This window comes from Hyphomicrobium sp. DMF-1, assembly GCF_027886585.1.
Classification (GTDB): Bacteria; Pseudomonadota; Alphaproteobacteria; order Rhizobiales; family Hyphomicrobiaceae; genus Hyphomicrobium_C; species Hyphomicrobium_C zavarzinii.
Window position 1 is genome coordinate 1,056,060 of record NZ_CP115706.1, and the last position, 21,977, is coordinate 1,078,036.

19 protein-coding genes and 1 tRNA gene are annotated in these 21,977 nt (G+C 63.8%); 8 read left to right on the forward strand and 12 right to left on the reverse strand.

The genetic code is table 11. The annotated features are described in order from the left end of the window. Positions 1 to 2 precede the first annotated feature (2 nt). Together PE058_RS04775 and PE058_RS04780 are read right to left on the reverse strand one after the other, a co-directional pair. Positions 3 to 950, reverse strand: coding sequence for an alpha-E domain-containing protein (locus PE058_RS04775; RefSeq protein WP_271030013.1), 948 nt, complete (start codon positions 948 to 950; stop codon positions 3 to 5). Between the two features lie 36 nt (positions 951 to 986). Beyond that, complete coding sequence (locus PE058_RS04780; RefSeq protein ID WP_026867765.1) at positions 987 to 2,402, reverse strand: circularly permuted type 2 ATP-grasp protein; 1,416 nt, start codon at positions 2,400 to 2,402, stop codon at positions 987 to 989. Positions 2,403 to 2,670: 268 nt separating this feature from the next. Between PE058_RS04780 and PE058_RS04785 the strand changes: the two genes are divergently transcribed. The 5 genes from PE058_RS04785 (at position 2,671) to gdhA (ending at position 6,882) form a co-directional block, all read left to right on the forward strand. After that, positions 2,671 to 3,258: a GbsR/MarR family transcriptional regulator gene (locus PE058_RS04785; protein ID WP_271030014.1), complete on the forward strand. Its 588-nt coding sequence runs from the start codon at positions 2,671 to 2,673 to the stop codon at positions 3,256 to 3,258. Positions 3,259 to 3,312: 54 nt separating this feature from the next. Beyond that, complete coding sequence (locus PE058_RS04790) at positions 3,313 to 4,029, forward strand: DUF4166 domain-containing protein (protein ID WP_271030015.1); 717 nt, start codon at positions 3,313 to 3,315, stop codon at positions 4,027 to 4,029. A gap of 125 nt (positions 4,030 to 4,154) precedes the next feature. Then, positions 4,155 to 4,652 carry a hypothetical protein gene (locus tag PE058_RS04795; RefSeq protein ID WP_271030016.1) on the forward strand — a complete coding sequence of 166 codons (498 nt, stop codon included), beginning with the start codon at positions 4,155 to 4,157 and terminating at the stop codon, positions 4,650 to 4,652. 173 nt (positions 4,653 to 4,825) lie between these two features. Then, positions 4,826 to 4,915, forward strand: a tRNA-Ser gene (locus tag PE058_RS04800). Positions 4,916 to 5,538: 623 nt separating this feature from the next. Further along, positions 5,539 to 6,882, forward strand: a complete 1,344-nt coding sequence (gene gdhA, locus PE058_RS04805) for an NADP-specific glutamate dehydrogenase (RefSeq protein ID WP_020084216.1) — start codon at positions 5,539 to 5,541, stop codon at positions 6,880 to 6,882. A gap of 76 nt (positions 6,883 to 6,958) precedes the next feature. Here the strand turns inward: gdhA and PE058_RS04810 are convergent, their stop codons facing one another. The 4 genes from PE058_RS04810 to PE058_RS04825 all read right to left on the reverse strand — a co-directional run bounded on the left by PE058_RS04810 (position 6,959) and on the right by PE058_RS04825 (position 11,145). Beyond that, positions 6,959 to 7,738 (reverse strand): cobalamin-binding protein, encoded by a 780-nt coding sequence (locus PE058_RS04810; protein WP_271030017.1) that lies wholly within the window; start codon positions 7,736 to 7,738, stop codon positions 6,959 to 6,961. 15 nt (positions 7,739 to 7,753) lie between these two features. Beyond that, complete coding sequence (locus tag PE058_RS04815; RefSeq protein ID WP_271030018.1) at positions 7,754 to 8,329, reverse strand: hypothetical protein; 576 nt, start codon at positions 8,327 to 8,329, stop codon at positions 7,754 to 7,756. 138 nt (positions 8,330 to 8,467) lie between these two features. Continuing rightward, a complete protein-coding gene (locus tag PE058_RS04820; RefSeq protein ID WP_271030019.1) occupies positions 8,468 to 9,985 on the reverse strand; it encodes a DUF4332 domain-containing protein in 1,518 nt (505 codons plus the stop codon). Positions 9,986 to 10,266: 281 nt separating this feature from the next. Further along, on the reverse strand, positions 10,267 to 11,145 hold the full coding sequence (locus tag PE058_RS04825) for an alpha/beta fold hydrolase (RefSeq protein ID WP_020084220.1): 879 nt from the start codon (positions 11,143 to 11,145) through the stop codon (positions 10,267 to 10,269). Between the two features lie 73 nt (positions 11,146 to 11,218). On the opposite strand from PE058_RS04825, the gene PE058_RS04830 reads away from it, so the two are divergent. Continuing rightward, a complete protein-coding gene (locus tag PE058_RS04830; RefSeq protein WP_271030020.1) occupies positions 11,219 to 12,067 on the forward strand; it encodes a fumarylacetoacetate hydrolase family protein in 849 nt (282 codons plus the stop codon). Positions 12,068 to 12,086: 19 nt separating this feature from the next. Here PE058_RS04830 and PE058_RS04835 read toward each other — a convergent pair whose 3' ends face one another. From PE058_RS04835 to PE058_RS04855, 5 genes are all read right to left on the reverse strand, one after another. Then, the gene (locus PE058_RS04835) at positions 12,087 to 12,518 is read right to left on the reverse strand and encodes a YciI family protein (RefSeq protein WP_271030021.1); all 432 of its coding nucleotides are present in this window, start codon (positions 12,516 to 12,518) and stop codon (positions 12,087 to 12,089) included. Between the two features lie 163 nt (positions 12,519 to 12,681). Next, positions 12,682 to 13,392 carry a cell envelope integrity protein TolA gene (locus PE058_RS04840; RefSeq protein WP_020084223.1) on the reverse strand — a complete coding sequence of 237 codons (711 nt, stop codon included), beginning with the start codon at positions 13,390 to 13,392 and terminating at the stop codon, positions 12,682 to 12,684. A gap of 25 nt (positions 13,393 to 13,417) precedes the next feature. Beyond that, positions 13,418 to 13,867: an ExbD/TolR family protein gene (locus PE058_RS04845; protein ID WP_020084224.1), complete on the reverse strand. Its 450-nt coding sequence runs from the start codon at positions 13,865 to 13,867 to the stop codon at positions 13,418 to 13,420. Continuing rightward, a complete protein-coding gene (locus PE058_RS04850) occupies positions 13,867 to 14,583 on the reverse strand; it encodes a MotA/TolQ/ExbB proton channel family protein (protein WP_271030022.1) in 717 nt (238 codons plus the stop codon). Before PE058_RS04850 ends, PE058_RS04845 begins: the two co-directional genes overlap by 1 nt. Before the next feature lie 16 nt (positions 14,584 to 14,599). Next, the gene (locus tag PE058_RS04855; protein WP_020084226.1) at positions 14,600 to 15,040 is read right to left on the reverse strand and encodes a hypothetical protein; all 441 of its coding nucleotides are present in this window, start codon (positions 15,038 to 15,040) and stop codon (positions 14,600 to 14,602) included. A gap of 713 nt (positions 15,041 to 15,753) precedes the next feature. Here PE058_RS04855 and PE058_RS04860 point away from each other — a divergent pair. Both PE058_RS04860 and PE058_RS04865 read left to right on the forward strand, forming a co-directional pair. Next, positions 15,754 to 18,225: a TonB-dependent receptor gene (locus PE058_RS04860; protein WP_020084227.1), complete on the forward strand. Its 2,472-nt coding sequence runs from the start codon at positions 15,754 to 15,756 to the stop codon at positions 18,223 to 18,225. Positions 18,226 to 18,736: 511 nt separating this feature from the next. After that, complete coding sequence (locus PE058_RS04865; protein WP_271030023.1) at positions 18,737 to 21,295, forward strand: TonB-dependent receptor family protein; 2,559 nt, start codon at positions 18,737 to 18,739, stop codon at positions 21,293 to 21,295. Positions 21,296 to 21,403: 108 nt separating this feature from the next. Here PE058_RS04865 and PE058_RS04870 read toward each other — a convergent pair whose 3' ends face one another. Then, positions 21,404 to 21,757, reverse strand: coding sequence for a hypothetical protein (locus PE058_RS04870; RefSeq protein ID WP_020084229.1), 354 nt, complete (start codon positions 21,755 to 21,757; stop codon positions 21,404 to 21,406). Positions 21,758 to 21,977: the final 220 nt, after the last annotated feature.

The following is a 21,977-nucleotide window of genomic DNA, read 5'->3' on the forward strand; positions in this document are numbered from 1 at the left end:
CCTCAAGAATTGAAGTGATAAGCCTCGGAGATCTCATGCGCGACGCGATTGTTGCGTGCGATGAACTCGATCAGGAACTCGTGAAGACCCGATTGGAAGATGGTGTCGATGTCGCCCTTGTCGAGGAGCGCGAGCGTGGATCTCGCCGTTTTCGCGCAAGGCATCTCCTCGCCGTAAAGGGAGGAGAGATCATCGAGGGTGCTCTCGATCTCGCCGTAGCAGGCGCGCAGCGAGCGGGGCATGGCGCGATTGAGGATGAGATAGTCGGCGATGCGCCATGAGCGATAGCTGTCCTTGTAGACCCAGCGGTAGCTTCGGTGCGCCGATACGGATCGCAGGATCGCCTCCCACTGCGCGTTGTCGACGCCGCTGCCGATCATGCTGGTGGAGGGCAGAAGCACGTAATACTTCACGTCCAGGATGCGCGCTGTGTTGTCCGCCCGCTCCAGGAAGGTGCCGAGCTGGCTGAAGAAGTAGGTGTCGTTGCGCAGGATGGTGTTGAGGAGGGCGCCGCGATAGGCGGCCGATCGCTCCTTGATCCAGTCGAGGATGCGGGGCAGCGCATCCGGGCGCAGCGTATCCGGCTTGATGGTCTGGAATTCGAGCCACGAGCTGTTGAGTGATTCCCACATCTCCCGCGTGAGGGCTGTGCGCTGGGCACGGGCGTTGCGGCGGGCGGTTGCGAGGCAGGCGTGGATGCTCGAAGGGTTGCTCGCGTCGAAGAGAAGAAAGTCGACCACGTTGCGGGTGTCGAGCGTGCCGTGCTTGGCGTGGTACTGCGCGGCGCAGCCGGCGCTTTCGAGGGTGGACGCCCATTCCTGATTGCGGTCGTCGCCCGCGCGGGGAAGGAGCGCGATGCGATAGCCCGCCTCGATGAGGCGAGCCATATTCTCGGCCCGCTCGATGTAACGCGATAGCCAGTAGAGATCGTTCGCCGTGCGCCCTAGCATGTGTTCTGCGACCCGTTTCGCTCGCGGTTTCTTGTCTTAGTCCTGGAGCACCCACGTATCCTTGGTGCCGCCTCCTTGGCTGGAATTGACGACGAGTGAGCCCTTGCGAAGCGCGACGCGCGTCAAGCCGCCGGGCACGAGACGGACCTCGTCTCCAATCAGGACGAAGGGCCTGAGATCGAGATGGCGCGGCGCGATGCCGTCCTCGACCAGGGTGGGACAGGTCGAAAGGGCGAGCGTCGGCTGGGCGATGTAGTTGTCGGGGTTGGCCTTGACGCGTGCGCGGAAGGTTTCGATCTCCTCCTTGGTTGCCGCGGGGCCGACCAGCATGCCGTAGCCGCCCGAGCCATGCACCTCTTTGACGACCAGCTCGGCCATGTTCTCGAGGACGTATTTGAGCGCGTCGGGCTTGCGGCAATTGTGGGTTGGCACGTTTTTCAGGATGGGCGGCCGGCCCATGTAGAATTCGATGATCTCGGGGATGTAGCTGTAGATGGCCTTGTCGTCGGCGATGCCGGCGCCGGGTGCGTTGACGATGGTGACGTTACCGGCGCGGTAGACATCGAACAGGCCGGGGACGCCGAGCATGGAGCTGGGATCGAACGTCAGGGGATCGAGGAACGCGTCGTCCACGCGCCGGTAGAGAACATCGACGCGGCAGAGGCCCTGCGTCGTCTTCATGTTGAGATACCCGTCCATGACGACGAGGTCGGAGCCTTCTACAAGCTCGACGCCCATCTGGTCGGCGAGGAAGGCGTGCTCGAAGTAGGCGCTGTTATAGATGCCGGGCGTGAGCACGGCGATCACGGGGTCCGTATCGAGGCGATGGGGCGCGACACTTTCGAGCGTCTTTCTCAGATTGTCCGGATAGGTCTCGACGGGGGCGACACGGTTCTCCGCGAACAGGTTCGGGAACATGTGCATCATCGTCTCGCGGTTCTCCAGCATGTAGGAGACGCCGGAAGGCGTGCGGGTGTTGTCCTCGAGAACGTAGAACTCGTTCTCGGCTGTCCGCACGATGTCGATGCCGATGATGTGGGAGTAGATGCCGAGCTCGGGCTCGACGCCGATCATCTCCGGCACGAACGCGCTGTTCTGGATGACGAGCTCGGCGGGGATGCGTCCCGCCTTGATGATCTCCTGGCGGTGGTAGATGTCGTACATGAAGGCATTGAGCGCCTTCACGCGCTGCTCGATGCCCGTCGACAGGCGGCGCCATTCGGCGGCCGAGATGATGCGCGGGATCATGTCGAAGGGAATGAGGCGCTCGGCCGCCTCGGCGTCGCCGTAGACGGCGAAGGTGATGCCCGTGCGCCGGAAGAGTAGCTCTGCTTCGGCGCTCTTCTTGCGAAGGTCCTCGACGCGCATCGTATCGAGCCATGCGGAAACCGCCGCATAAGGCTCGCGCACGCCCTGGCCGAGTCCGTTCATCTCGTCAAAAGCTGGCTTCAAGTCCGATGCCCTGATTTGCTCCATGCTTCGTGTATGGCAAGAGCCGGGCCAATCCGAAGGCCGAAAGAAAAGCCAATGTTTCCGCGGATTTCGTCAGAGGCCGCTGCTTATTTCGCAGACAGTTGCCTTTCTCGCGTGCAGTGCACGATTAAAACGTGGTCACCTTGGCGAAGGCGCACACATGCCTTCCCTGAACGCAGAGCTGCGTTGCGCGGGAGACGCCAGCCGGGCCTTGACGAGTGCGGCGTTCCGTTCTTTAATTTCTGTCATGACAGAAATAACAGTACATAATGTCCCGCTGCCTCCCGCCGTCGAGCGCTTCGTGGTCGCCTGGGGCGAAATGGGGGAGATCTGGGGCGTCAACCGCTCGGTCTCCCAGATCCATGCCTTGCTTTACGTGTCGGACCGGCCGCTTTCGGCGGAAGAGATTGCGGACAAGCTCAAGCTCGCGCGGTCGAACGTATCCACCTCCCTGCGCGAGTTGATGAGCTGGTCGCTGATCCGGCGCGTCTCCGCGTTGGGAGACCGGCGCGATTTCTACGAGGCCGAGGCGGACGTGTTCGAGATGGTGCGTCGGATCGCAGCCAACCGCAAGACGCGGGAAATCGATCCGGCCATCGCGGCGCTTCGTCAGTGCATCGCTGCGGCCGAGGGCGATGCGCGCGTCTCGGGCGAGGTGCGCAAGCGGTTCCACGCGATGCTCGATTTCACGGAGGGCGTGGCGCGGAGTTTCGACGAGGTGCTGCAACTGCCAACGCCCGTGCTTGCCAAGCTGATCAAGATGGGGGGCGCGGTGGCGCGCTTTGCCGGGCTCACGGCCGGGCGCCGTTCGAAGCGAGGCCCGCCAAGCGCCTGAGCCAGCCGGGGCGCGACCGAAAGTCCGGCCGGTGGACGTGTCGAGGATGTTGCGATGACCGTGTTGCAAGCCTTCCAGCCTGACAGGAATTCGAGCCCCGATGCGCGGCCGCAAGAGGTCGCGCTCCCGCTTTTCGCCGCAGGGCAATGTCCGGACTTGGATACCAGAGTGGTCGACCTCAGGTTCCGCGCCCTGGTCGGAGAGGCAGGCTGGATGCGGCTGCCGATGGCCGTGCAACGCCGCTTCTCAAAACGTCTCGCTGCAGGTGCGGTGCTGATCTATGCGGGGGAGGTTCTCGAAACGCGGCTTTCACGCGCCGGCAAAGTTCTGTCGTTCCTCGCTCGCGTCCTCGGTGCGCCTCTTCCGCTCGACGACGGCATGACGGGTGGCGCCACGGTGGCGGTGATGGAGAACGCCGGGCTCGGCGGGCAGAGTTGGACGCGGACTTATGCGCGTGCCGGGCGGTTTCCCCAGGTGATCCACTCGGCCAAGTGCTTCTCCGGCCCGACGGGGCTCGAGGAGCACGTTGGCCGCGGGGTGGGCATGTCGCTGTCAGTGGTGGAGGAGAACGGTGCGCTCGTGTTCCGCTCGGTGCGCTACTTTCTGGCGTTGGGACGTTGGCGGATCCCGGTGCTGCGTGCGATTGCGCCTGGAGACATGGAGATCGTGCACAAGGACGAGGGCGGCGGTGCGTTCCTCTTCACGCTCACGCTTTCTCACCGTTGGTTCGGAACGCTCATACGGCAGACGGCCCGTTTTCACGATGCGTGACGCCGGGGACCGCGTGCCCTTGGGCCGCCTTGATTTGGATTTGTGGTGACCGGCAGTGGAGGATAAGGTCCGCCTCCTTTCCTCTTGGGCTTGTTTTCGAGCCGCCGCAGCACAGGGAGCCCAGTATGATCGGATCCGCCAAGGATTGGGCGTCGCTCTTGGGATTTGACCGGGAGTCGGACGAGAAGACCATGGCGGCGCGGGCGCGGGTGCTGAGCAAGACACTCGCCTATCTCGACGCGCACTTCTCCGATCCCGACGGCCAGCGGCCTTCGGAAGAGACGGTGATGGAGATCGGGCAGTTCCTGATCCTGGCCGAAGGCATGGAAGCCAAGGGCCGGGGTGCCAAGTTCAAGGAGCTCTACGACACCCTCGTTCAACTGCATCTTGGATGGGACGAGATCGACCGGGACGAGGCGTTTCGCGCCATCGGGCAGAAGGTGGCGCTGTTCAAGGGGATCGTGGCGTTCTCGGACGCGTGGCTCGGAACGGTAACCGCGGTTGCGGCGCCTGCTGTAGCGCCGTCGTCCGTGTCTGCGGCGGTCTCCCCGTTCGCCGCTCCCGAGTTCGACGAGGCGGACGTGAAGACCCGGCTCGTGCGCCCCTCCCATTTGCGGCCTTAGACCCTGGTTTAGCCCCCGGGCGGGGCCGTGGAGCGCGTGTCTCCGGGCCGCCTGTGGCAGCGCCTTCTAAGCGCTCTTGCGCCCCGGGCGATCACCGGCTATTGAGGCCCGCTCGGTTCGCAAATGCCCGGTGATTTGACCACGATCACCCAGGCGCGATCCGTGGCACGGCCGGAGAGGTGGCAGAGTGGTCGATCGCGCCGCACTCGAAATGCGGAGTACGGGCAACCGTACCGGGGGTTCGAATCCCTCCCTCTCCGCCATTTTTCCGCTCACGCGCCTGTAGGCGCTCCGCGAGGGCGGGCCACTTGGCCCGGGTCGCCTTGCTCCCGAGCCCTTCGGGCTGAAGTTCAAACATGCTCCCTTCTGGTCCGCTATTTTTTCGCTCACGCGCCTGTAGGCGCTCCGCGAGGGCGGGCCACTCGGCCCGGGTCGCTTTGCTCCCGAGCCTTGCGGGCTGAAGTTCAAACATGCTCCCTTCTGGTCCGCCATTTTTCCGCTTACGCGCCTGTAGGTGCTCCGCGAGGGCGGGGCCACTCGGCCCGGGTCGCTTTGCTCCCGAGCCTTGCGGGCAAGAGTTTGCAGCCACACCTCCGCTTGACTGCCTCTCCCGTTCATAAATCTCGCTTCGTCAATCACTTGGCCAGCCCGGCTTATCGAGAGGCTGCTCCCGGTCAGGGATCGATCGCAGACCCTCCTTGGACTGATCGAAAATTAAGCAGAGCCTGCCTCAAAAACAGTCACAAAAGCTTTGAATGGGGTGTGAACCCCGTATATACGGGGCCTCGAAACCTCGGGCCGGTTGTGAAACCGGCCCGTCGCTGAATGAAAAACAGGCGGGGGGACCCGCCTGTTCGCGTGTCTGGACGTGGATAGGGAATTCTCGATGCTCGACGAAAAGCTGGAGCCGATATTTGCCGAGGTGTTGCGGCGCAATCCTGGAGAAGACGAGTTTCACCAGGCGGTGCGCGAAGTGCTGGATAGTCTCGGCGCTGTCGTCGCGAAGCATCCTGACTATGCGGACGGCGCGCTCATCGAGCGTCTGTGCGAGCCGGAGCGGCAGATCATCTTCCGCGTGCCGTGGGTGGACGACAAGAACCGGGTGCAGATCAACCGCGGCTTCCGCGTGCAGTTCAACTCCGCGCTCGGCCCCTACAAGGGCGGTCTGCGCTTCCATCCGAGCGTGATGCTCGGCACCATCAAGTTTCTCGGCTTCGAGCAGACGTTCAAGAACGCGCTCACCGGCATGCCGATCGGCGGCGGCAAGGGCGGCTCGGACTTCGATCCGAAGGGCCGCTCGGACCATGAGATCATGCGGTTCTGCCAGTCGTTCATGACCGAGCTCGGCCGCCATCTCGGCGAATATACCGACGTGCCCGCAGGTGACATCGGCGTCGGCCAGCGCGAGATCGGCTACATGTTCGGCCAGTACAAGCGCATCGCCAACAAGTACGAATCCGGCGTTCTCACCGGCAAGGGCCTCACCTGGGGCGGCTCGCGCGTGCGCACCGAGGCGACGGGCTACGGCGCCGTCTACTTCGTCGAGCGCATGCTGCGCACGAAGGGTCAGAGCTTCGACGGCAAGAAGGTCGTGGTGTCGGGCGCCGGCAACGTCGCGATCTACACCATGGAGAAGGTGAAGCAGCTCGGCGGCCGCATCATCGCCTGCTCGGACTCCGACGGCTATGTCGTCGAGGAGAGCGGGATCGATCTTGCGCTGCTCAAGGAGGTCAAGGAGCGCCTCCGTGGCCGCGTGAAGGACTACGCGGCTCGCAGGGGTTCGAGCGCGACCTTCGTTCCGGAGGGACGCGTGTGGGATGTGCCGGCCGATATCGCCATGCCGTCCGCCACGCAGAACGAGCTCACGGGCAACGACGCGCGCACGCTCGTGAAGAACGGCGTGGTCGCGGTGGGCGAAGGCGCCAACATGCCGTGCACGCCGGACGCGGTGCGCGTGTTCCTGGATGGCAAGGTTCTGTTCGGCCCGGGCAAGGCAGCGAACGCGGGTGGCGTCGCCACAAGCGCGCTTGAAATGCAGCAGAACGCTTCGCGCGATTCCTGGAGCTTCGAGGCGACGGAGAAGCGTCTGTCGGACATCATGCACGGCATCCACGATCGCTGCGCGCAGACGGCCGAAGAGTATGGCGCGCCCGGCAACTACGTGCTCGGCGCCAACATTGCCGGCTTCACGCGGGTGGCCGAGGCCATGCGTGCGCTGGGCGTGATCTGAGCCTCGCGTTCGATCTCTGACATTTCAAGCGCGGCAGGCCGACAGGTTTGCCGCGCTTTCCTTTTGTGAGGCGCGCTCAAGCGAGGGCGGCGAGGATGGCGTCGAGGCCATCGGTCAGGGCGGCGGGGCCGGGCTGAAGGATGATCGGCGATTTGATCTCGACGATCCGACCCGTGGCGACGGCGGGAATTGCGCTCCATCCTGCGCGCGTCTTGAAACTGTCGAGCTGGACCTTCTTTCCGCACCAGGAGGCGAGGATGACGTCAGGTGCGCGCTCGATCACCTGCTCCGATGTGACGACGCGTTCGCTGGCTGCGGCCTTCGCACGCAAATCCGCGAAGACGTCGGTTCCGCCCGCGATCTCGATCAGCTCGGACACCCAGCCGATGGCGGAGATCATAGGGGCGTCCCACTCTTCGAAGTAGACGCGGGGCCGTGTCGTTCGTCCTTTCGCCTGCTCTGCGATTCCGGCGAGGCGGGTTTCGAGCGTGCGTGCCAGCGCGTCGGCTTTCCCGGTGCATCCGATCAGCGCGCCAAGCGTGCGGATCATCGCGAAGATGCCGGCAATGTCGCGCTGGTTGAACAGGTAGACCGGCAGGCCCCGCTTGGCGAGATCGGCGACGATCGGGCCCTGGATGTCGGAGAAGGCAAGGATGAGGTCGGGCTCGAGCGCGATGATCCGCTCGATGTCGGCCGACAGGAAGGACGAGATGCGCGGCTTTTCTTTTCTGACGCCCGGCGGGCGCACGGCGTAGCCCGATACGCCGACAATGCGATCCTGCTCACCGAGGAGGTAGAGGGTTTCTACCGTCTCCTCGGTGAGGCAGATGATGCGTTCGGCGGGATAGCGCCGCAAGAGAGCGGGCCCCCGTTAGGATGCGGCCGAAGCCGTTGCCTGAGTCGCGGGGGTCACCAGCTCGAGCGCGATGGCTGCGCGGTGAACGAGCACGAAGGCGACGTAGGCAACGGCATTGATGACGAGCACCTCGGTGACGATGGCGATCGAGAAGGCATCGCCCTCGTATGCGAAGGCCACGCCCGCGAGATAGAGGCCGATCTGGTAGGTTACGAAAGCGGCGGCGAAAGCGATGACCAGAGACAGCGGCTGAGGCATGGCAGGCCGCGTTGCGATGCAGGCGGCCAGGAAACCGAGAACGGCCGAGACGCCGATGGCCGCGCCCCAGGCGTAGCTGTCGGCGGTGTGCGGATAGCTGAGCAGCAGGAAACCGACGGCTTGATTGACGAGCCACGCAGTGACGACGAGAGCGAGGCCTTCGCTGCGCCCCATCTTGAGGGCGGCAAGCGCGGCAACGGCCGCCAGGGGTGCGGCACAGGCGAATGAGAAGCTGCCGATGACGGTGAGGCCAGCGATCAGAGCGATCCAAATCGCCGTGCCTGCTGTCTGGCTCGTGGAAGCGTTGGAGGTGTCTGCTGTCCTGTTGGTCACGGGCTTATCCTTTGGCGAGTCTCGATCCTGCGTGTGCGATAGCGGAACGCTTCGTCCGTCCTACCGATACGACGCACGCGGGTAGTGTCAATCCGGTAAAGACGATGACTGACGCCGGACGGCTTGTCTCGCGCGGGATCAGGCGGCGCGGGAGGCTTTTGCAGCGGCGAGCCAGCCTTTTACCCGCTCGATATCGGGAGCTCTCCCGTCGCGCAGGATGCGCTGGCCCGCGGGACTTGCAGCGAATGCCAGCACGTCGGCGCAGAGCTTGGCCTCGTCCACGGCGGCGAGACGATCGCCGGTCCGGTAGCCGGCCTGGGCCAGCAACTCGGCGTAGGTGCCACGCAGGCTCGGAATCTCGAGCATGAGCCGGCATTGGTCCTGCCACAGCGCGATCGTCTCCTCCGAGACCTGCCGCAGAGCCAAGCCTTCGGCGATCCCGCGGGGCGAGGCAGCCAGGAAGTCGGCCACAGACTTAACCCCCAGGGGGGCCAGGCGCTCGGCCATGCGCGGCCCGATGGAGGGCGCGCGCTCGATGTCGTCGGCGAGCGCGAGGCGGTGCCGCTCTGTCGGCCGTTCGTTCAATGGCGGCTCGGCGGCCGGGGGCGTTACGTCCTGCGGAGCAGGCTCGGTTTGCGTGGCGGCAGGCTCGTGAGCTTTGACCTGCAGTGCTGCGGGCTTCGGCGCCGTGACCTTCTTCGGCGGCGCGATGGCGGCGGCACGCTGCTCGGCAAGGCGCGCGCGCTGCGGCGCCTCGATCTCCTTGGCGTAGAGGTCGCGCACGACGCGATCGTCCTCCGGCAGCGTTGCGTTCACCTGACCGGTGGTGGTCAGCTCGTCGTACATGGCGGTCACGATGCGGCGGTCCTCCGCATCCGCGAGGCGCTTGGCCAGCATCTTGGCCGGGATCTTCACGACGGCGAGCACTGTGTCGAGCGTCAGGTTTACGTCGGGCGGCGTGACGGCGCTATCTGTGAACGCGCGGTCGAGCACGCTTGCGAAGGTAGCCGCTGCGTAGACCACCAGCTCGGCCAGGATCTTGCGGCTCAAGGCATCGAGCCCGGCCGGAGGATCGATAACGCCGGTGTTGAGATCGTAGTGGGCGATCAGCGCTTCGTAGTGCGGATTGGCTTTCTCCGCGCCGCGGCAGACCAGCTCGCGCAGCCAGCGCTCTCCGTTGCCCGCGCCAAGTCTCATCTCGCCATGGGCGGCAAGGCCTTGGGTGCGGAGGGCATCGTAAGAGCGCGAGATCGACCACTCGGCCGCGCGGTGGATGCTGTTCTCCGCGTCCGACTGTCCGGTGTGGAAGGGCTGGATCGGATCGGTGACGTAATGGGAGAGCACGCCCGCGTTCCAGATGGCCTGCTCCCAATCGTTGCGGCGGAGCGCGTCCGTCAGCTCGCCGTACCATTTCTCGGCTTTGTCCAGGGCGCCGCCCCAATAACCGTCACGCACGTGAAGAACGTGGTTCTTGAAGTCCTTGAACTGGTCGTCGGGCGCCTTGGAGCCTTCCATGTAGAGGTCGGCATGTTTCAGGAACAGGCGCTCCCAGCGATCAGCGTCGGGGCTTTGCAGATGATGGAGGGCGTCGAGCGCCAGCTTGTGGTGCGTGCCCTTGGCGTGGGCGGCGTAAACGATGCGGAACAATAAGGACATGCGCTTTCCCCGGGGCCTCTCTCATGCGTCGCTGCAACTTGGGGCGAGTCGGGCACGGAAAGAAGAAGGCCCGAGCGCAACCCTGTGCATGAGTGGCTTGATTTGCCTTGAGGGCGTGCCTGGATCCCGGCCACCTTGCGAGGCACGGCTCCGCCATGACGCCGGGATGACGTTGCTGGACAAGATTTGGCAGGCCCATTTCACCGTCACCCCGTCTAAGGACGGGGTGCAGATCCGAGAGCTTTCTCGCTGCGTGTTGCCGACAGCCAGCGGTCGCGTGCTCAGAGGAAGTCGAGCAGGGCCTTCAGCGTATCCTCCGGGGCTTCCTCCGGCAGGAAGTGGCCGCAATCGAGGGCGTGGCCGGTGACCGTGGCGGCGGATTTCTCGCGCCAGCTTGCGAGCACGTCGAACTTGCGGCCCACGATGCCGCGGCTTCCCCACAGCGCGAGCAGCGGCATGGTGAGCTTCACGCCTGCCGCATCGCTTTCGGCATCGTGGACGAGATCGATGGTGGCGGCTGCGCGGTAGTCCTCGCAAGCCGCGTGAATGGCCATGGGATCGAAGAAGGATTCCACGTAATGGCGCAGCACAGGCTCATCGAAGGCGCCGTCGGTGCGGCACCAGGAGGCCAGCGTGTGGCGGATGTAATAGTGCGTGTTGTTGGCGATCATCCGCTCGGGAAAATCTGCCGGCTGGATCAGGAAGAACCAGTGGTAGTAGGCGGTCGCGAACTCGCGGTCGGTGGCGGCGTACATGGTGGCGGTGGGTGCGATGTCGAGCACGGCCAGGCGCTCGACCGCGCTCTGATGATCGAGCGCGAGGCGATGGGCGACGCGCCCGCCTCGGTCGTGGCCGACGAGGCGAAAGCGCTCGAAGCCCAAGGCCCGCATCAAAGCGACCTGATCGGCGGCCATGGCGCGCTTGGCGTAGGCGGCATGATCGGCGCCGCCCGGCGGCTTGCTCGATTGTCCGTAGCCGCGCAGATCGGCGGCGACCACGGTGAAGCGCTCGGCCAGGGGCGCGGCGATTTTGCGCCAGCAGGCCCGCGTTTGCGGATAACCGTGCAAAAGCAGCAAAGGCGGGCCGGAGCCCCCTTTCACGGCTGCGATCTCAATGCCGTTGCCGACGGGGATGGTGTGTGATGTAAAGCTCTCGAACATCTCGGACAGGGGCTGGCCACGTTAACGTTTGGCCGATCCTACGACAGCTTGCACACGATGAGGGGGACTTTTCATGAAGCTTGTGCGGTTCGGACCCAAGGGCTCGGAGAAGCCCGGACTGGTGGACAAGGACGGCAAGATCCGTGATCTCTCCGCGCACGTGGCGGACATCACGGGTGAGACGCTCTCGCCGGAGAGCCTCGCCAAGCTCAAGGCGCTCGATCCGGCCTCGCTGCCGCTGGCGCCGGACGGCGTGCGGCTCGGGCAGCCGGTGGCGCGGCCGTGGAATTTCATCGCCATCGGCCTCAACTATGCGGACCACGCCAAGGAGGCCGGCCTCGAGATTCCTTCCGAGCCGATCATCTTCAATAAGCTCGGCAACACCGTCTCGGGTCCGTTCGACGACGTGATCTATCCGAAGAACTCCGACCGCATGGACTGGGAGCTGGAGCTTGCATTCGTGATCGGCAAGCGCGCCCGCTATGTCGAGGAGAAGGACGCGATGGACTACGTCGCGGGCTATGCGATCTGCAACGACGTCTCCGAGCGGCGCTTCCAGATGAAGCGCAACGGCCAATGGTTCAAGGGCAAGGCGGCCGAGACGTTCGGGCCGCTGGGACCGTGGCTGGTGACGACCGACGAGATCCCCGATCCGTCAAACCTCAAGATGTCGCTCAAGGTCAACGGCGAGGTGAAGCAGCAGGGCTCCACCGAGACGATGATCTTCTCGATCCCGTATCTCGTCGCCTACATCACGCAGTTCTGCGTGCTGGAGCCCGGCGACGTCGTGACCACCGGCACGCCGCCCGGCGTCGGCTCGGTGATGAAGCCGCCGCAGTACCTCAAGGCCGGCGACGTGATGGAACTCGAGATCGAAGGCCTCGGCCTCCAGCGCCAGACGGTCGTACCGTTCACGGGCTGAGCGGCCCTCCTCCTGACATTCAGCCGCCGGCGTTCCGTTTGGCGTCGGCGGCGATCCGCTCTTCCTGCGCGCGCAGCTCGGGGGTGAAGGCTTCGCCGAAGTCGTCGGCCTCGAACACCGGGCGGATCTCGATCTCGGTTTCCTCGTCGTGCGGGTTGGGGCAACGCTTCACCCAGGCGATGGCCTCGGCAAGGTCTTTCACATTCCAGAGCCAATAGCCGGCGATCACCTCCTTGGTTTCGGCGAACGGTCCGTCGATGACGAGGCGGTCCTTTCCCGAGAAGCGCACACGCGCGCCCTTGCTGGAGGGATGGAGTCCTTCGCCCGCGAGCAGGATGCCCGCCTTCACCAGCTCCTCATTGTAGTTGCCCATGTCGGTCAGAAGCTGCTCGCCCGGCATCTCGCCCGCCTCCGACGACTTGCTGGCTTTGACGATGACCATGACCTTCATGGGGATCTCTCCTGCTTATGGGTTGTGTCTCCGGCTGTCCGGCGTTCGCCCGATCAGCGGCTCTCGCAATGAAGACGGCGGACACGCCTGTGTTCCGACATCCCACGAAAAAAGAAATGAGGCGTGATGAAATCGGATCCGTGCGGCCGCGCGGGGCGATCTGTCAGCGCACCGAGAACTTGAAAGGCACCGAGACCACCATGGGGCCGTTGTTCGCATCGCTCGGCATCGGGGGGAAGGGGGCGGCCCGGTCGATCGAAGCGACGGCGGCTTCGTCCAGAACCTTCGAGCCCGAGCTTGCGGTCACCTCGCGCGAGATCAACTCGCCTTGCGGGCCGACGGTGAAGCGGACAATGACCGTTCCGACCTCGCGGGAGCGCGGGTTCACCTTCTTCTTCGAGATGTGCGAGAACAGCCTGCCGCGATAGGCGGAGATGGCGGTCGTATCGCCGCCCGTCTGCTTGGCGCCGGCAGCGCGCTGCTCGTCAACGGCGATTTCTGTCTGCTCGACGGCTGCGACCTGCTCGGGCTTCGCCTCCTTGATCTCCTCAGGCTCTGGCTCGCGAACGATCTTCTCCTGCTCGGGGCCGAACTCGGACCCGATCACGTGCTGCACGTCCTCCTCGATCGGCTTTACTTCCTCGACGGGAGGGGCGGCCTGGACGACCGGGGGCGGGGCTTCGACGGCATCGACGTTCATCTCCGCTTCGCCGAGCTTGGCCACGCCTTCGATGGCGATGCCTTGCTCGACCACGAAGGTGTCCTCGCCGGTTCCTTCATCCAGAGATGCGCCGCCGGGCGAAATCAGGAAGAACCCCACGATCGCCCCGTGGAGGAGGAAGGAGACCAGCCATGTTACAGCCCGTAGCGTCATTGCGCCTGGCGGCTCCGCATTTGCGTTATTGTGCGCTCTTGGGCTTGGGCTGGGAGAGAAGCGACACGCGACCGTATCCACTCTCGCCCACGCGGCCCAGCACGTCCATCACGTCGCCGTAGTTGCTCTTCTTGTCGGCTCGGACGTAGACGACGGTATCGCCCTCGGAGGCACGCAGCTCACGAAGGCGCGGCACGAGATTGTCACTCGAGACCTGCTCCTCGCGAATGTAGAGAGACCCGTCGCCCGCGAGCGAGACGACCATGGCCTTCTTGGATTGACTGACGCGGGCGGCGGAAGTGTTGGGCAACTCCAGGGGGACGCCCGCGACCATCAGGGGCGCGGCGACCATGAAGATGATGAGAAGAACGAGCATCACGTCGACCATCGGCGTGATGTTGATCTCCGCCATCGGGCGATAGCCACTATCGTCCTCGTCGCCCTGGGGCGAGCCATTTCCGACCGCCATGCCCATCAGTGAGACTTTCCTGCACGCAGGGGCTCGCCGGTGGTGGCGGTGCGAGCGAAGCCCTCAGACTGGGGGCGCGAAAGGCGGCGGGCCAGCTCCGTGATGGTGGAACCTGCGCGATTGGCGCCGCGGCCGAGCGACACAGAGATCATGTTGTAGGCCATGACCGCCGGGATGGCCGCCGCAAGGCCGAGAGCCGTGGCGAAGAGGGCTTCCGCGATGCCGGGCGCCACGACCGCGAGGGACGTGTCCTTCTGCTGGGCGATCGACGTGAAGCTGTTCATGATGCCCCACACCGTTCCGAAGAGGCCGATGAAGGGGGCTGCCGAGCCGACGGTGGCGAGAAACGGCAGGCCGACCTCGAGGCGCTGCAATTCGCCCTTGAGGGCGGAGCGCATGGCGCGCTCCAGGCGCGTCCGCAACTCGCTGCGGCTCTCGTTGCGGCTGGCGCCGTCGTCGGCCTCGTGGTGGGCCGCGGAGAGGAGCGTGCGGACAAGGCCGCGAGGGGCCTCGGCCGGGCTCTCGTCGGTCACCGAACGCTCCAGGCGGCGCAGGTCGCGGCCTAGCTTCGTGAGGCGGATCGACTTCTCCAGGATGATGGCCCAGCATGCTACCGAGGCGATCGCCAAGAGGGCCATGACCGTCTTCACGACGGGGTCTGCTTGCAGGATAAGGCCGTAAATCGAGAAATCGTGACCGGCCGCGACCGTGATCTGCTCCACGACGGATACCCTTTACTTACTTCGACAGTTGCACATTCGTGAGCGACTTCACCGTCATTCCCGCGAGGCAGTTATCGAGCGGACCTGCATCGGCTTTGCACTCCACGACATCGTTGATCAGGAAGCTCCCGATCTTGTCGCAGGCAATGTTGTCCAAATCGAAGAGCTTCACCGTGCGCTTCTGGGGCTTGAGCGGTGCCAGATCCATGGCGAAGCGGCGGCCGATCACGCCATCCTGCTGAAAAAGCACGATATCGAGCTTGTAGGACTGGTAGGCCGTCGCGTCATCGTTCTGGACGACGAGATAGGCGCGGCAGCCAGAGCCCTGCGGCTCCAGCTTGTTGAGCTCGACGGACAGCGCGGGCGGTCCTGCAAGGACCGGAAGGGCGCCTACGGATAGCGATGCAAGGGCGACGAAGCCGAGCGCGGTGCCTCGGGAGCGAATGGGCCAGTTCAAGAAATGCCTCCTAGACCTCAGAATTCCGGCCCGCTTTGCCCACTCTTCGCCATGCGGGCGACTGCGGGATGCCGGCTCTTTGCTTCATTATAACCTGACACCGAGCCGCAGTCCCCGCAGTCTTGAGCAGAAATCTCGGGTCGGCATTCCGAATCTTGCGTCGTCCTCACGCTCTTCTTCGACAGAACGGAGTGGTGCCTGGAAACCGGCATCCCCGGCCGGTGATTTTCGAGGTGGGCGCAGAGCTTGCCCGTCAATATCGCGAAACCTGCCCTTGGCGCAACTCATCCGAACACGTTCACACCCGGCATGGCGGGCCAGGAATACCTCGCGGAGGGCACTCCGAAGGCGGCAAAACCTGCCGGTGCCTGCCTGCACCACTCCGGTTCCTTAGGTGTATCCGGAGATGACGATCCTGATTGATTTTCACCCAGATTATTACGGGACTTATTCCCTAAATAAGATGAAGTTCTGTAATTGGGAGCAGGTGATTGCAAAATCGGGAAAAATTCCCGATGCGAGAGTGTCACATACTCCATGAAATCCTGCCGTTTGTGGGAAAGATCACTGTTACTTTGTTGACCGTTTTTTCCTGTGGCTCATAGTCCTCCCGAAGGGAAGGGGAACGGCTGTCAAGGAACTGTGCGGATACAACGTTACGCGCACCGCCAGCCCACTACCGACTATTAGTAACCAAGGGGAGCACGGGGCTAATGAATCTCAGTCGGATCGCGCTGGTCGCAGGAGCACTTGTCGTCGGGTCGCAAGGCGCCGCCGCGCAGGACGCCGCTGGCGGTAATCAGTCAGGGGCCGCTGGAAGCGAGCTGCCCGCGATCGACGTCGTGCAGGAAACCCCGGTTCAAAAGGCTGCGCGGGCCAAGAAGAAGGCCGTCGCCGTGTCGCCGCTCTCGAGCGCACCGTCGACGCCTGCGCCGGAGGCTCCCACCGAAACTCCGGCCGTGAAGGTGCCGAGCGCGGTGACGACCGTATCGGACAGCGACATCCAACGCGAGGGCACGGGACAGGTTCAGCAAGCGCTGCAGCAGCAGGTTCCGGGCGTCATTCTCTCCGACGCCGCCGGCAACCCGATGCGCGCGGAAGTTTCGTTCCGCGGCTTCGACGCCTCGCCGGTCAGCGGCCGCTCTCAGGGCCTGGCCGTCTATCAGAACGGCGTGCGCATCAACGAAGCGTTCGGCGACACGGTTCAGTGGGACGTTCTTCCGAGCAACGCGATCGCATCGATGTCGGTCGTCAGCAACAACCCGTCGTTCGGTTTGAACGCACTGGGTGGCGCGGTCAGCATCCTCATGAAAGACGGGTTTAGCTACGAGGGTGCCGAGGTCGACGTGATGGGTGGCTCGTACGGACGCCGCCAGGTTGGCGTTCAGGCGGGCGGATCGAGCGGAAACGCGAGCATCTATGTCGCGGCCGAGGGTATCAAGGAAGACGGCTTCCGTGATTTCTCCGACAGCGAGATCAAGCGCTTTTACGGCGACATCGGCCTCAAGGGCAGCTTTGCAGAATTCCATTTCAGCCTGACCGCCGCCGACAATCATTTCGGAGCGACGGCTGCTGCGCCGATCCAGCTTCTCGAGAAGAGCTGGAGCAATACGTTCACGTCGCCTCAGACGACCGATCTTGAAGTCTTGATGCCGACGATCTCGGGCACCGTGAAGGCAACCAATACACTGACGCTCTCCGGCGCAGGCTACTATCGCCGTTATAAGAACCGCGTCGTTGACGGCAACGTCACGGAGGCTGAAGAGTGCCCCTCTACGCCGCCCGGTGGCGACCCCGCCGAGGAGTACCTCTGCCTTGAGGGCGACGATAACCAGCCCATCGTCGATACGAATGGAAATCTCATCCCGATCGATGACGTTAGCGACAACGAGGAGCTCGTTGGCTCTATCGAGCGTCTCAGAACCGACAGCGACAGCTGGGGTGGCGTTATTGAAGGGCAGGAGAAGAGCCCGCTGTTCGGCCGTCCGAACCTGTTCATCGCCGGTTTGTCGTACGATCACGGACGCTCGCGCTACAAGACGTCGAGCGAACTCGGCGAGATCGGGCCGGGCTACGTGGTTGATGGCTCCGGCGTGATGATCGGCGGCGTGGAGAACCTGGTTGATCCGGACGAGGCGGATGAACTCGCTCCGCGCGACCTGAAGACCGAGAACACCTACTGGGGTCTCTATTTCTCGAACGCGCTGGACGTCACGGACCGCCTCACGGTGACCGTGGGTGGCCGCTATAACTATGCGCGTATCAAGCTCGAAGATCAGACGGGCGAGTTCAGCGAACTCAACGCCACCAATACCTATGAGCGGTTCAACCCGATGGCAGGCGCCAACTTCAAGCTGCTGCCCGGCCTCTCGCTCTACGGTGGCTACTCGGAATCGAACCGCGCGCCGACGCCGGCCGAGTTGGGTTGCGCCGAGCCTGAGGTTCCGTGTCTTATCGAGAGCTTCCTGACGGATGACCCGCCGCTGGAGCAGGTGGTCGGACATACGGCAGAACTCGGACTGCGCGGACAGGGCAACTACTATGGCGGCCGCTACACCTGGGGCGCCGGCTTGTTCCGGACCCTGGCCTCCGACGACATTCTACCGGTCATGGTCGACAATCGCATCTTCTTCGTGAACGCTGGCGATACGCTGCGGCAGGGCGTCGAACTGTCCGCCGGTTACGAGACGCGCAAATGGAATGTTTATGCGACGTACGCCTTCGTCGACGCGACCCTCGACAAGTGCACCAATCCTGACGATGACGGCCTCTGCGCCTTCCTGGAGCAGGGCGACCGCCTCCCCGGCATTCCGCGCCATCGCTTCAAGGCAGGCTTCGAGTACTGGCTGACCTCCAAGTGGAAGTTCGGCGCGGATCTCGTTGCGGCCAGCAACTCGCCGTTCTTCCCCAACGAGGAATCGGCAGAGGATGACCTTCACGCTCTTCTTGCAGGCTATACTCGGGTCGACCTCCATACGTCGTACGACATCACGGACAACATCCAGATCTATGGTCTCGTGAAGAATCTGTTCGATCGGAAATATGGCCTCTACGGCACGTATTTCGAAACGAGCGATGTAAGCCCGATCAACGAGGAGCTGAACGGCTTCCCGCTCACAGACCCGCGCACCATCTCCCCGTCTCAGCCCTTCGCGGCCTACGGCGGCGTGAAGGTGAAGTTCTAAACTCCCACCTTTCTCCCAAAGGCGGCTCTTAAGAGGCCGGTTGCTCAGCAACCGGCCTCTTTTCTTTTTTGGCGGTCTGCGTGGCGGAGCGGAAGAATCGGTAGCCGGCTTGCTTCGCGACGAGCGCTTCTTCGCTCTAGGGCCTTTCATCCGATCGGGCGTTTTCTGGCATCAAATAGTTCCCGGGCAAATTTCTTATCCGTATAATTACATCAGTATATACACTTCAGCATGTAACGTACAAATACTGATGTAAGTAACGCATAAGGTATTGTTGCCACCGTATAGATCGCGAGTCGAAGATGCTTAGGTGCAACATCTGAAGAGTTTCCGTGTTCCCGAGAAATATCGGGAAATAGTGCCATTGTCGGTGCCAGGACTCTCCGACATTTCTGAATTTGACCAAAAAGAGGCCAATTGGCGCTGGGGTGCCTTGGTCCGCCAGAACAGGGTCGAATAGGGAGTGGGCGGGATGCAGACCTTCAGGTTCACCACGACGAGATCTCTACTTATGGCAGGTGCATCCTGCCTGATTTCAACCAGTGCGTTTGGCCAGCAGGCCGCGCAGCCCGCTAACGAGGGCGGTCTTCCGGAAGTCCAGATCATCCAAAAGAAGGCTCCGGGGGCTCCCAAGGCGGCGACCAAGAAAGCTCCTCCGCCTCAGGCTCCCGCGCCGGTCGCTCAGCCCGAGCCAGTGCAGGACGCCCCGATCGAATCCAACTCGCCCTACGGTGCGGCCAACAGCGGAGGGGCGCGGGCCCGGGCCGAGAACTCGCCGACGTCTCCCATCAACCCGTCCAACATCCTGCCGGGCAACCTGCAGAACTTCTCGTCCGCGGCCAGCCGGGTCGACACCGCACAGATGGACGAGTTCCAGCCGCGGCAGACCAACGACGTGCTGACGCGCGTGCCGGGCGTGAACGTGATCAACGATGATGGCTTCGGGCGCCACGGCGGCATCGGCGTGCGCGGCTCGCCTCCGCGGCGCGGCCGAAAGGTGCTGCACCTCGAGGATGGCCAGCCGATCAACATGAGCGTCTGGATCGATCCTTCGGTGCACTACGTGCCGCCGGTCGATCGTCTCGAGAGCATCGAGGTGCTGCGCGGCACGGTGATCAACCACGGCCCGCTCAACAACCATGGCGTGGTCAACTTCCGTAATCTCTCGCCGTTCGGACCGAACGAGACGGTGATCGGCGCTTCGATCGGACACACCGAGAACGACGGGCGCGGCGAGGCGAAGAGCCAGGATCGTTGGGGCGTTTCCAACACCCGGCATTTCCATACGCGCCAGGGCATCGGCAACGTGGGCGTGGTGTTCTCCTACAGCGGCGCGGAAGCCGACGGCGCGTGGGATACGGAGCGCCTGCGCTACAACGACTTCTACGGCGCTATTGGCTGGAAGGGGATCAACTCGGATCTCACCTTCTCGGTGACGCACTTCCGCCAGCGCGACAACTACGACGAGGCCAACATCGAGGGCGAGGAGGGTGATGGTCCGGGCAATGCCGAGGCCAAGTTCTTCTCGATCGGACACGCCAAGTCGTTCGAGAACCCCGGCGCGAACTACAACACCTACAATGCCGACGTGACCAAGCTTCAGCTCGTGCACAACTACTATGTGGACGACACGACGACGATTACATCGCGCGTCTACGGCTTCGATCATCGCCGTGACCGGTACCAGAACTTCGAAGGCGAGGATCCGAGCGATCCCGGTGATGGGCTCTCGGCAGAGATCGACGGCGACGACGTCTTCGTGCCTGAAGGCGTGATGCTGGGGCGCCTGCGCACCTATCGCCAGCTCGGCGCGGAAATGCGCGCCGAGTTCGCCGACCGCCCGTTCATCGGCGGTCTGCGCCAGGATATCCAGGTGGGCATCCGCTACGAGTACAACGACTTCACGAACAAGAACTTCTTTGGACGCCAGGGGCAGATCCTGGAGGATGGCGACGAGACCGGAACCGTTGTGTTCGACACCGACACCAACGCGAACGCCTTCTCGACGTTCCTGCAGTCGACCATCCATGTAACGAACACCTTCAACGTCACGCCGGGGGTGAGGCTCGATCACTACCGTGTGTCGCGTCTCACGCGTGCGTCCACCGAGGAAGAGGGCGAAGGTGAAGAGGAGGATGTGGGCGATTGCGGTCCGCTCGATCCGTTCCTCGATCCCGTGGATGGCGAATGCGTCGTGATCGAAGGGTTCGATGGCACTCGCCGCACGGACTCCTTCGACACCACGGCCGTATCGCCGGGCATCTCCTTCGCCTACACCGGCTTCTTCAAGTCCACGATCTACGGCGGCTATCACCGCGGCCTGACGCCCCACGTTCTGCGTGAGGCGAACGCCGGCTTCCCGCCGGAGGACGAGATCGGCGACAACTTCCAGATCGGTCTTCGCTCGACGGCGATCCGGGGCGTGACGTTCGACATCGCCGCTTTCCACCACAACATCGAGAACTTCCAGGTCAAGGGCGCTGGTACGGATGCGGCCGGCAACAACGTCTATCACACGCTGGATCGCGTCCAAATCAACGGCTTTGAAGTCTACGGCCGCGTGGACAGCCGCCCCTTCACGGGCGGGCCCTTGAACCTCTTCTTCGAGGGCAACTACACGCTCTCGGACGCCAAGATCAAGAAGGGCACGCTGTTCGAGTGCGAGGAGCCGAACGATGCGGAAGATTGTCAGGCCGATCCCTCGCTGCTCGAGGTGGAGTCTGTCGGCGGCAATCGCGTGCCCGAGGTCTACAAGCACTTCGCGCACCTGACCGTCGGTGTCGAGCACCGCTGGGGCTGGGACGCAAGCGTATCCTGGACCTATCGCGGCAACTTTTACACCGACGAGGTCAACACGCCTTATGGCGGCGACGAGGAAGGCGAGGACGGTCTCGTGCCGGACGTGTGGCTGCTTTCGGCCCGCGCCAACATGAAGCTCGGCGATACGGGAGCGAGCCTCTTCATCGCCGGCGATAACCTGCTCGACAAGCTCTACATCGCAGACCGCGAGGACGGCATCAAAGCCGGCCAGGGCCGTACGGTGTGGGGCGGGTTCAAGTACAAGTTCTAATCGCTATTGCGCTTCTCCCGCATTTGCGACACGGCGGAACGCGGCGTCTCGAAAGAGGCACCGCGTTCCGTCTTTCGAGGCCGTACGGATGCGGGTTTTCGAGGGGCGCTACGAGCGGGCGATCTCGGCCGTGTCTGCGAGGATGTCGTAGGTGCAGGAGATCCCGGTCCGCGTTACCGACAGGATCAGGTAGGGCTGGCGGAAGCGCGCGTTCCAAAGCTCGTGCTCGAACTGCCAGACATGCACCGGAATGGCCGGGTTGCCGACGGCGACCCGAGGCTCGGCCTCCGCCGACCAATCGACCGCCCCCGCAGGCGCGGGCGCGCGATGGGCGCAGGCATCGGCTGCGCGGGTTCGATATGCAGAGACGAGGGCCTCCTCGGTTGCGGACCGGTAGAGGCTATCCTGAAACCAGACCTTGAGGACGGCGAGCAACGCCAAAGCCAGGACGAGAGCCCTCATGACGGATTCGCAATCTCGGCCTTTCGCGGCCGGCCAACGGACAGGGCCGCGCTGCATTCAGCCCTTGGGCGGACGCTGCGGCGTTTGATCTCAGAGGCGGCCAGAGTGCCTCCGGCATGGTGAACAAAGAGTTACGGCGAGCGCGCGGCGGCAAGCGAAAGAGGCTCACTCCGCCCGCCTCATTTCGCAGTGCGGCAAGCGCCGAGGGCCGCGTTTCGGC

Excerpts from the sequence above, each read along its gene's own strand:
- PE058_RS04835 (WP_271030021.1), bottom strand. The coding sequence starts at position 12,518 with ATGAAGGTCATGGTCATCGTCAAAGCCAGCAAGTCGTCGGAGGCGGGC.
- PE058_RS04795 (WP_271030016.1), top strand. The coding sequence starts at position 4,155 with ATGATCGGATCCGCCAAGGATTGGGCGTCGCTCTTGGGATTTGACCGG.
- PE058_RS04790 (WP_271030015.1), top strand. The coding sequence starts at position 3,313 with ATGACCGTGTTGCAAGCCTTCCAGCCTGACAGGAATTCGAGCCCCGAT.
- PE058_RS04845 (WP_020084224.1), bottom strand. The coding sequence starts at position 13,867 with ATGGGCATGGCGGTCGGAAATGGCTCGCCCCAGGGCGACGAGGACGAT.
- PE058_RS04785 (WP_271030014.1), top strand. The coding sequence starts at position 2,671 with ATGACAGAAATAACAGTACATAATGTCCCGCTGCCTCCCGCCGTCGAG.
- PE058_RS04820 (WP_271030019.1), bottom strand. The coding sequence starts at position 9,985 with ATGTCCTTATTGTTCCGCATCGTTTACGCCGCCCACGCCAAGGGCACG.
- PE058_RS04775 (WP_271030013.1), bottom strand. The coding sequence starts at position 950 with ATGCTAGGGCGCACGGCGAACGATCTCTACTGGCTATCGCGTTACATC.
- gdhA (WP_020084216.1), top strand. The coding sequence starts at position 5,539 with ATGCTCGACGAAAAGCTGGAGCCGATATTTGCCGAGGTGTTGCGGCGC.
- PE058_RS04870 (WP_020084229.1), bottom strand. The coding sequence starts at position 21,757 with ATGAGGGCTCTCGTCCTGGCTTTGGCGTTGCTCGCCGTCCTCAAGGTC.
- PE058_RS04840 (WP_020084223.1), bottom strand. The coding sequence starts at position 13,392 with ATGACGCTACGGGCTGTAACATGGCTGGTCTCCTTCCTCCTCCACGGG.
- PE058_RS04860 (WP_020084227.1), top strand. The coding sequence starts at position 15,754 with ATGAATCTCAGTCGGATCGCGCTGGTCGCAGGAGCACTTGTCGTCGGG.
- PE058_RS04825 (WP_020084220.1), bottom strand. The coding sequence starts at position 11,145 with ATGTTCGAGAGCTTTACATCACACACCATCCCCGTCGGCAACGGCATT.
- PE058_RS04830 (WP_271030020.1), top strand. The coding sequence starts at position 11,219 with ATGAAGCTTGTGCGGTTCGGACCCAAGGGCTCGGAGAAGCCCGGACTG.
- PE058_RS04865 (WP_271030023.1), top strand. The coding sequence starts at position 18,737 with ATGGCAGGTGCATCCTGCCTGATTTCAACCAGTGCGTTTGGCCAGCAG.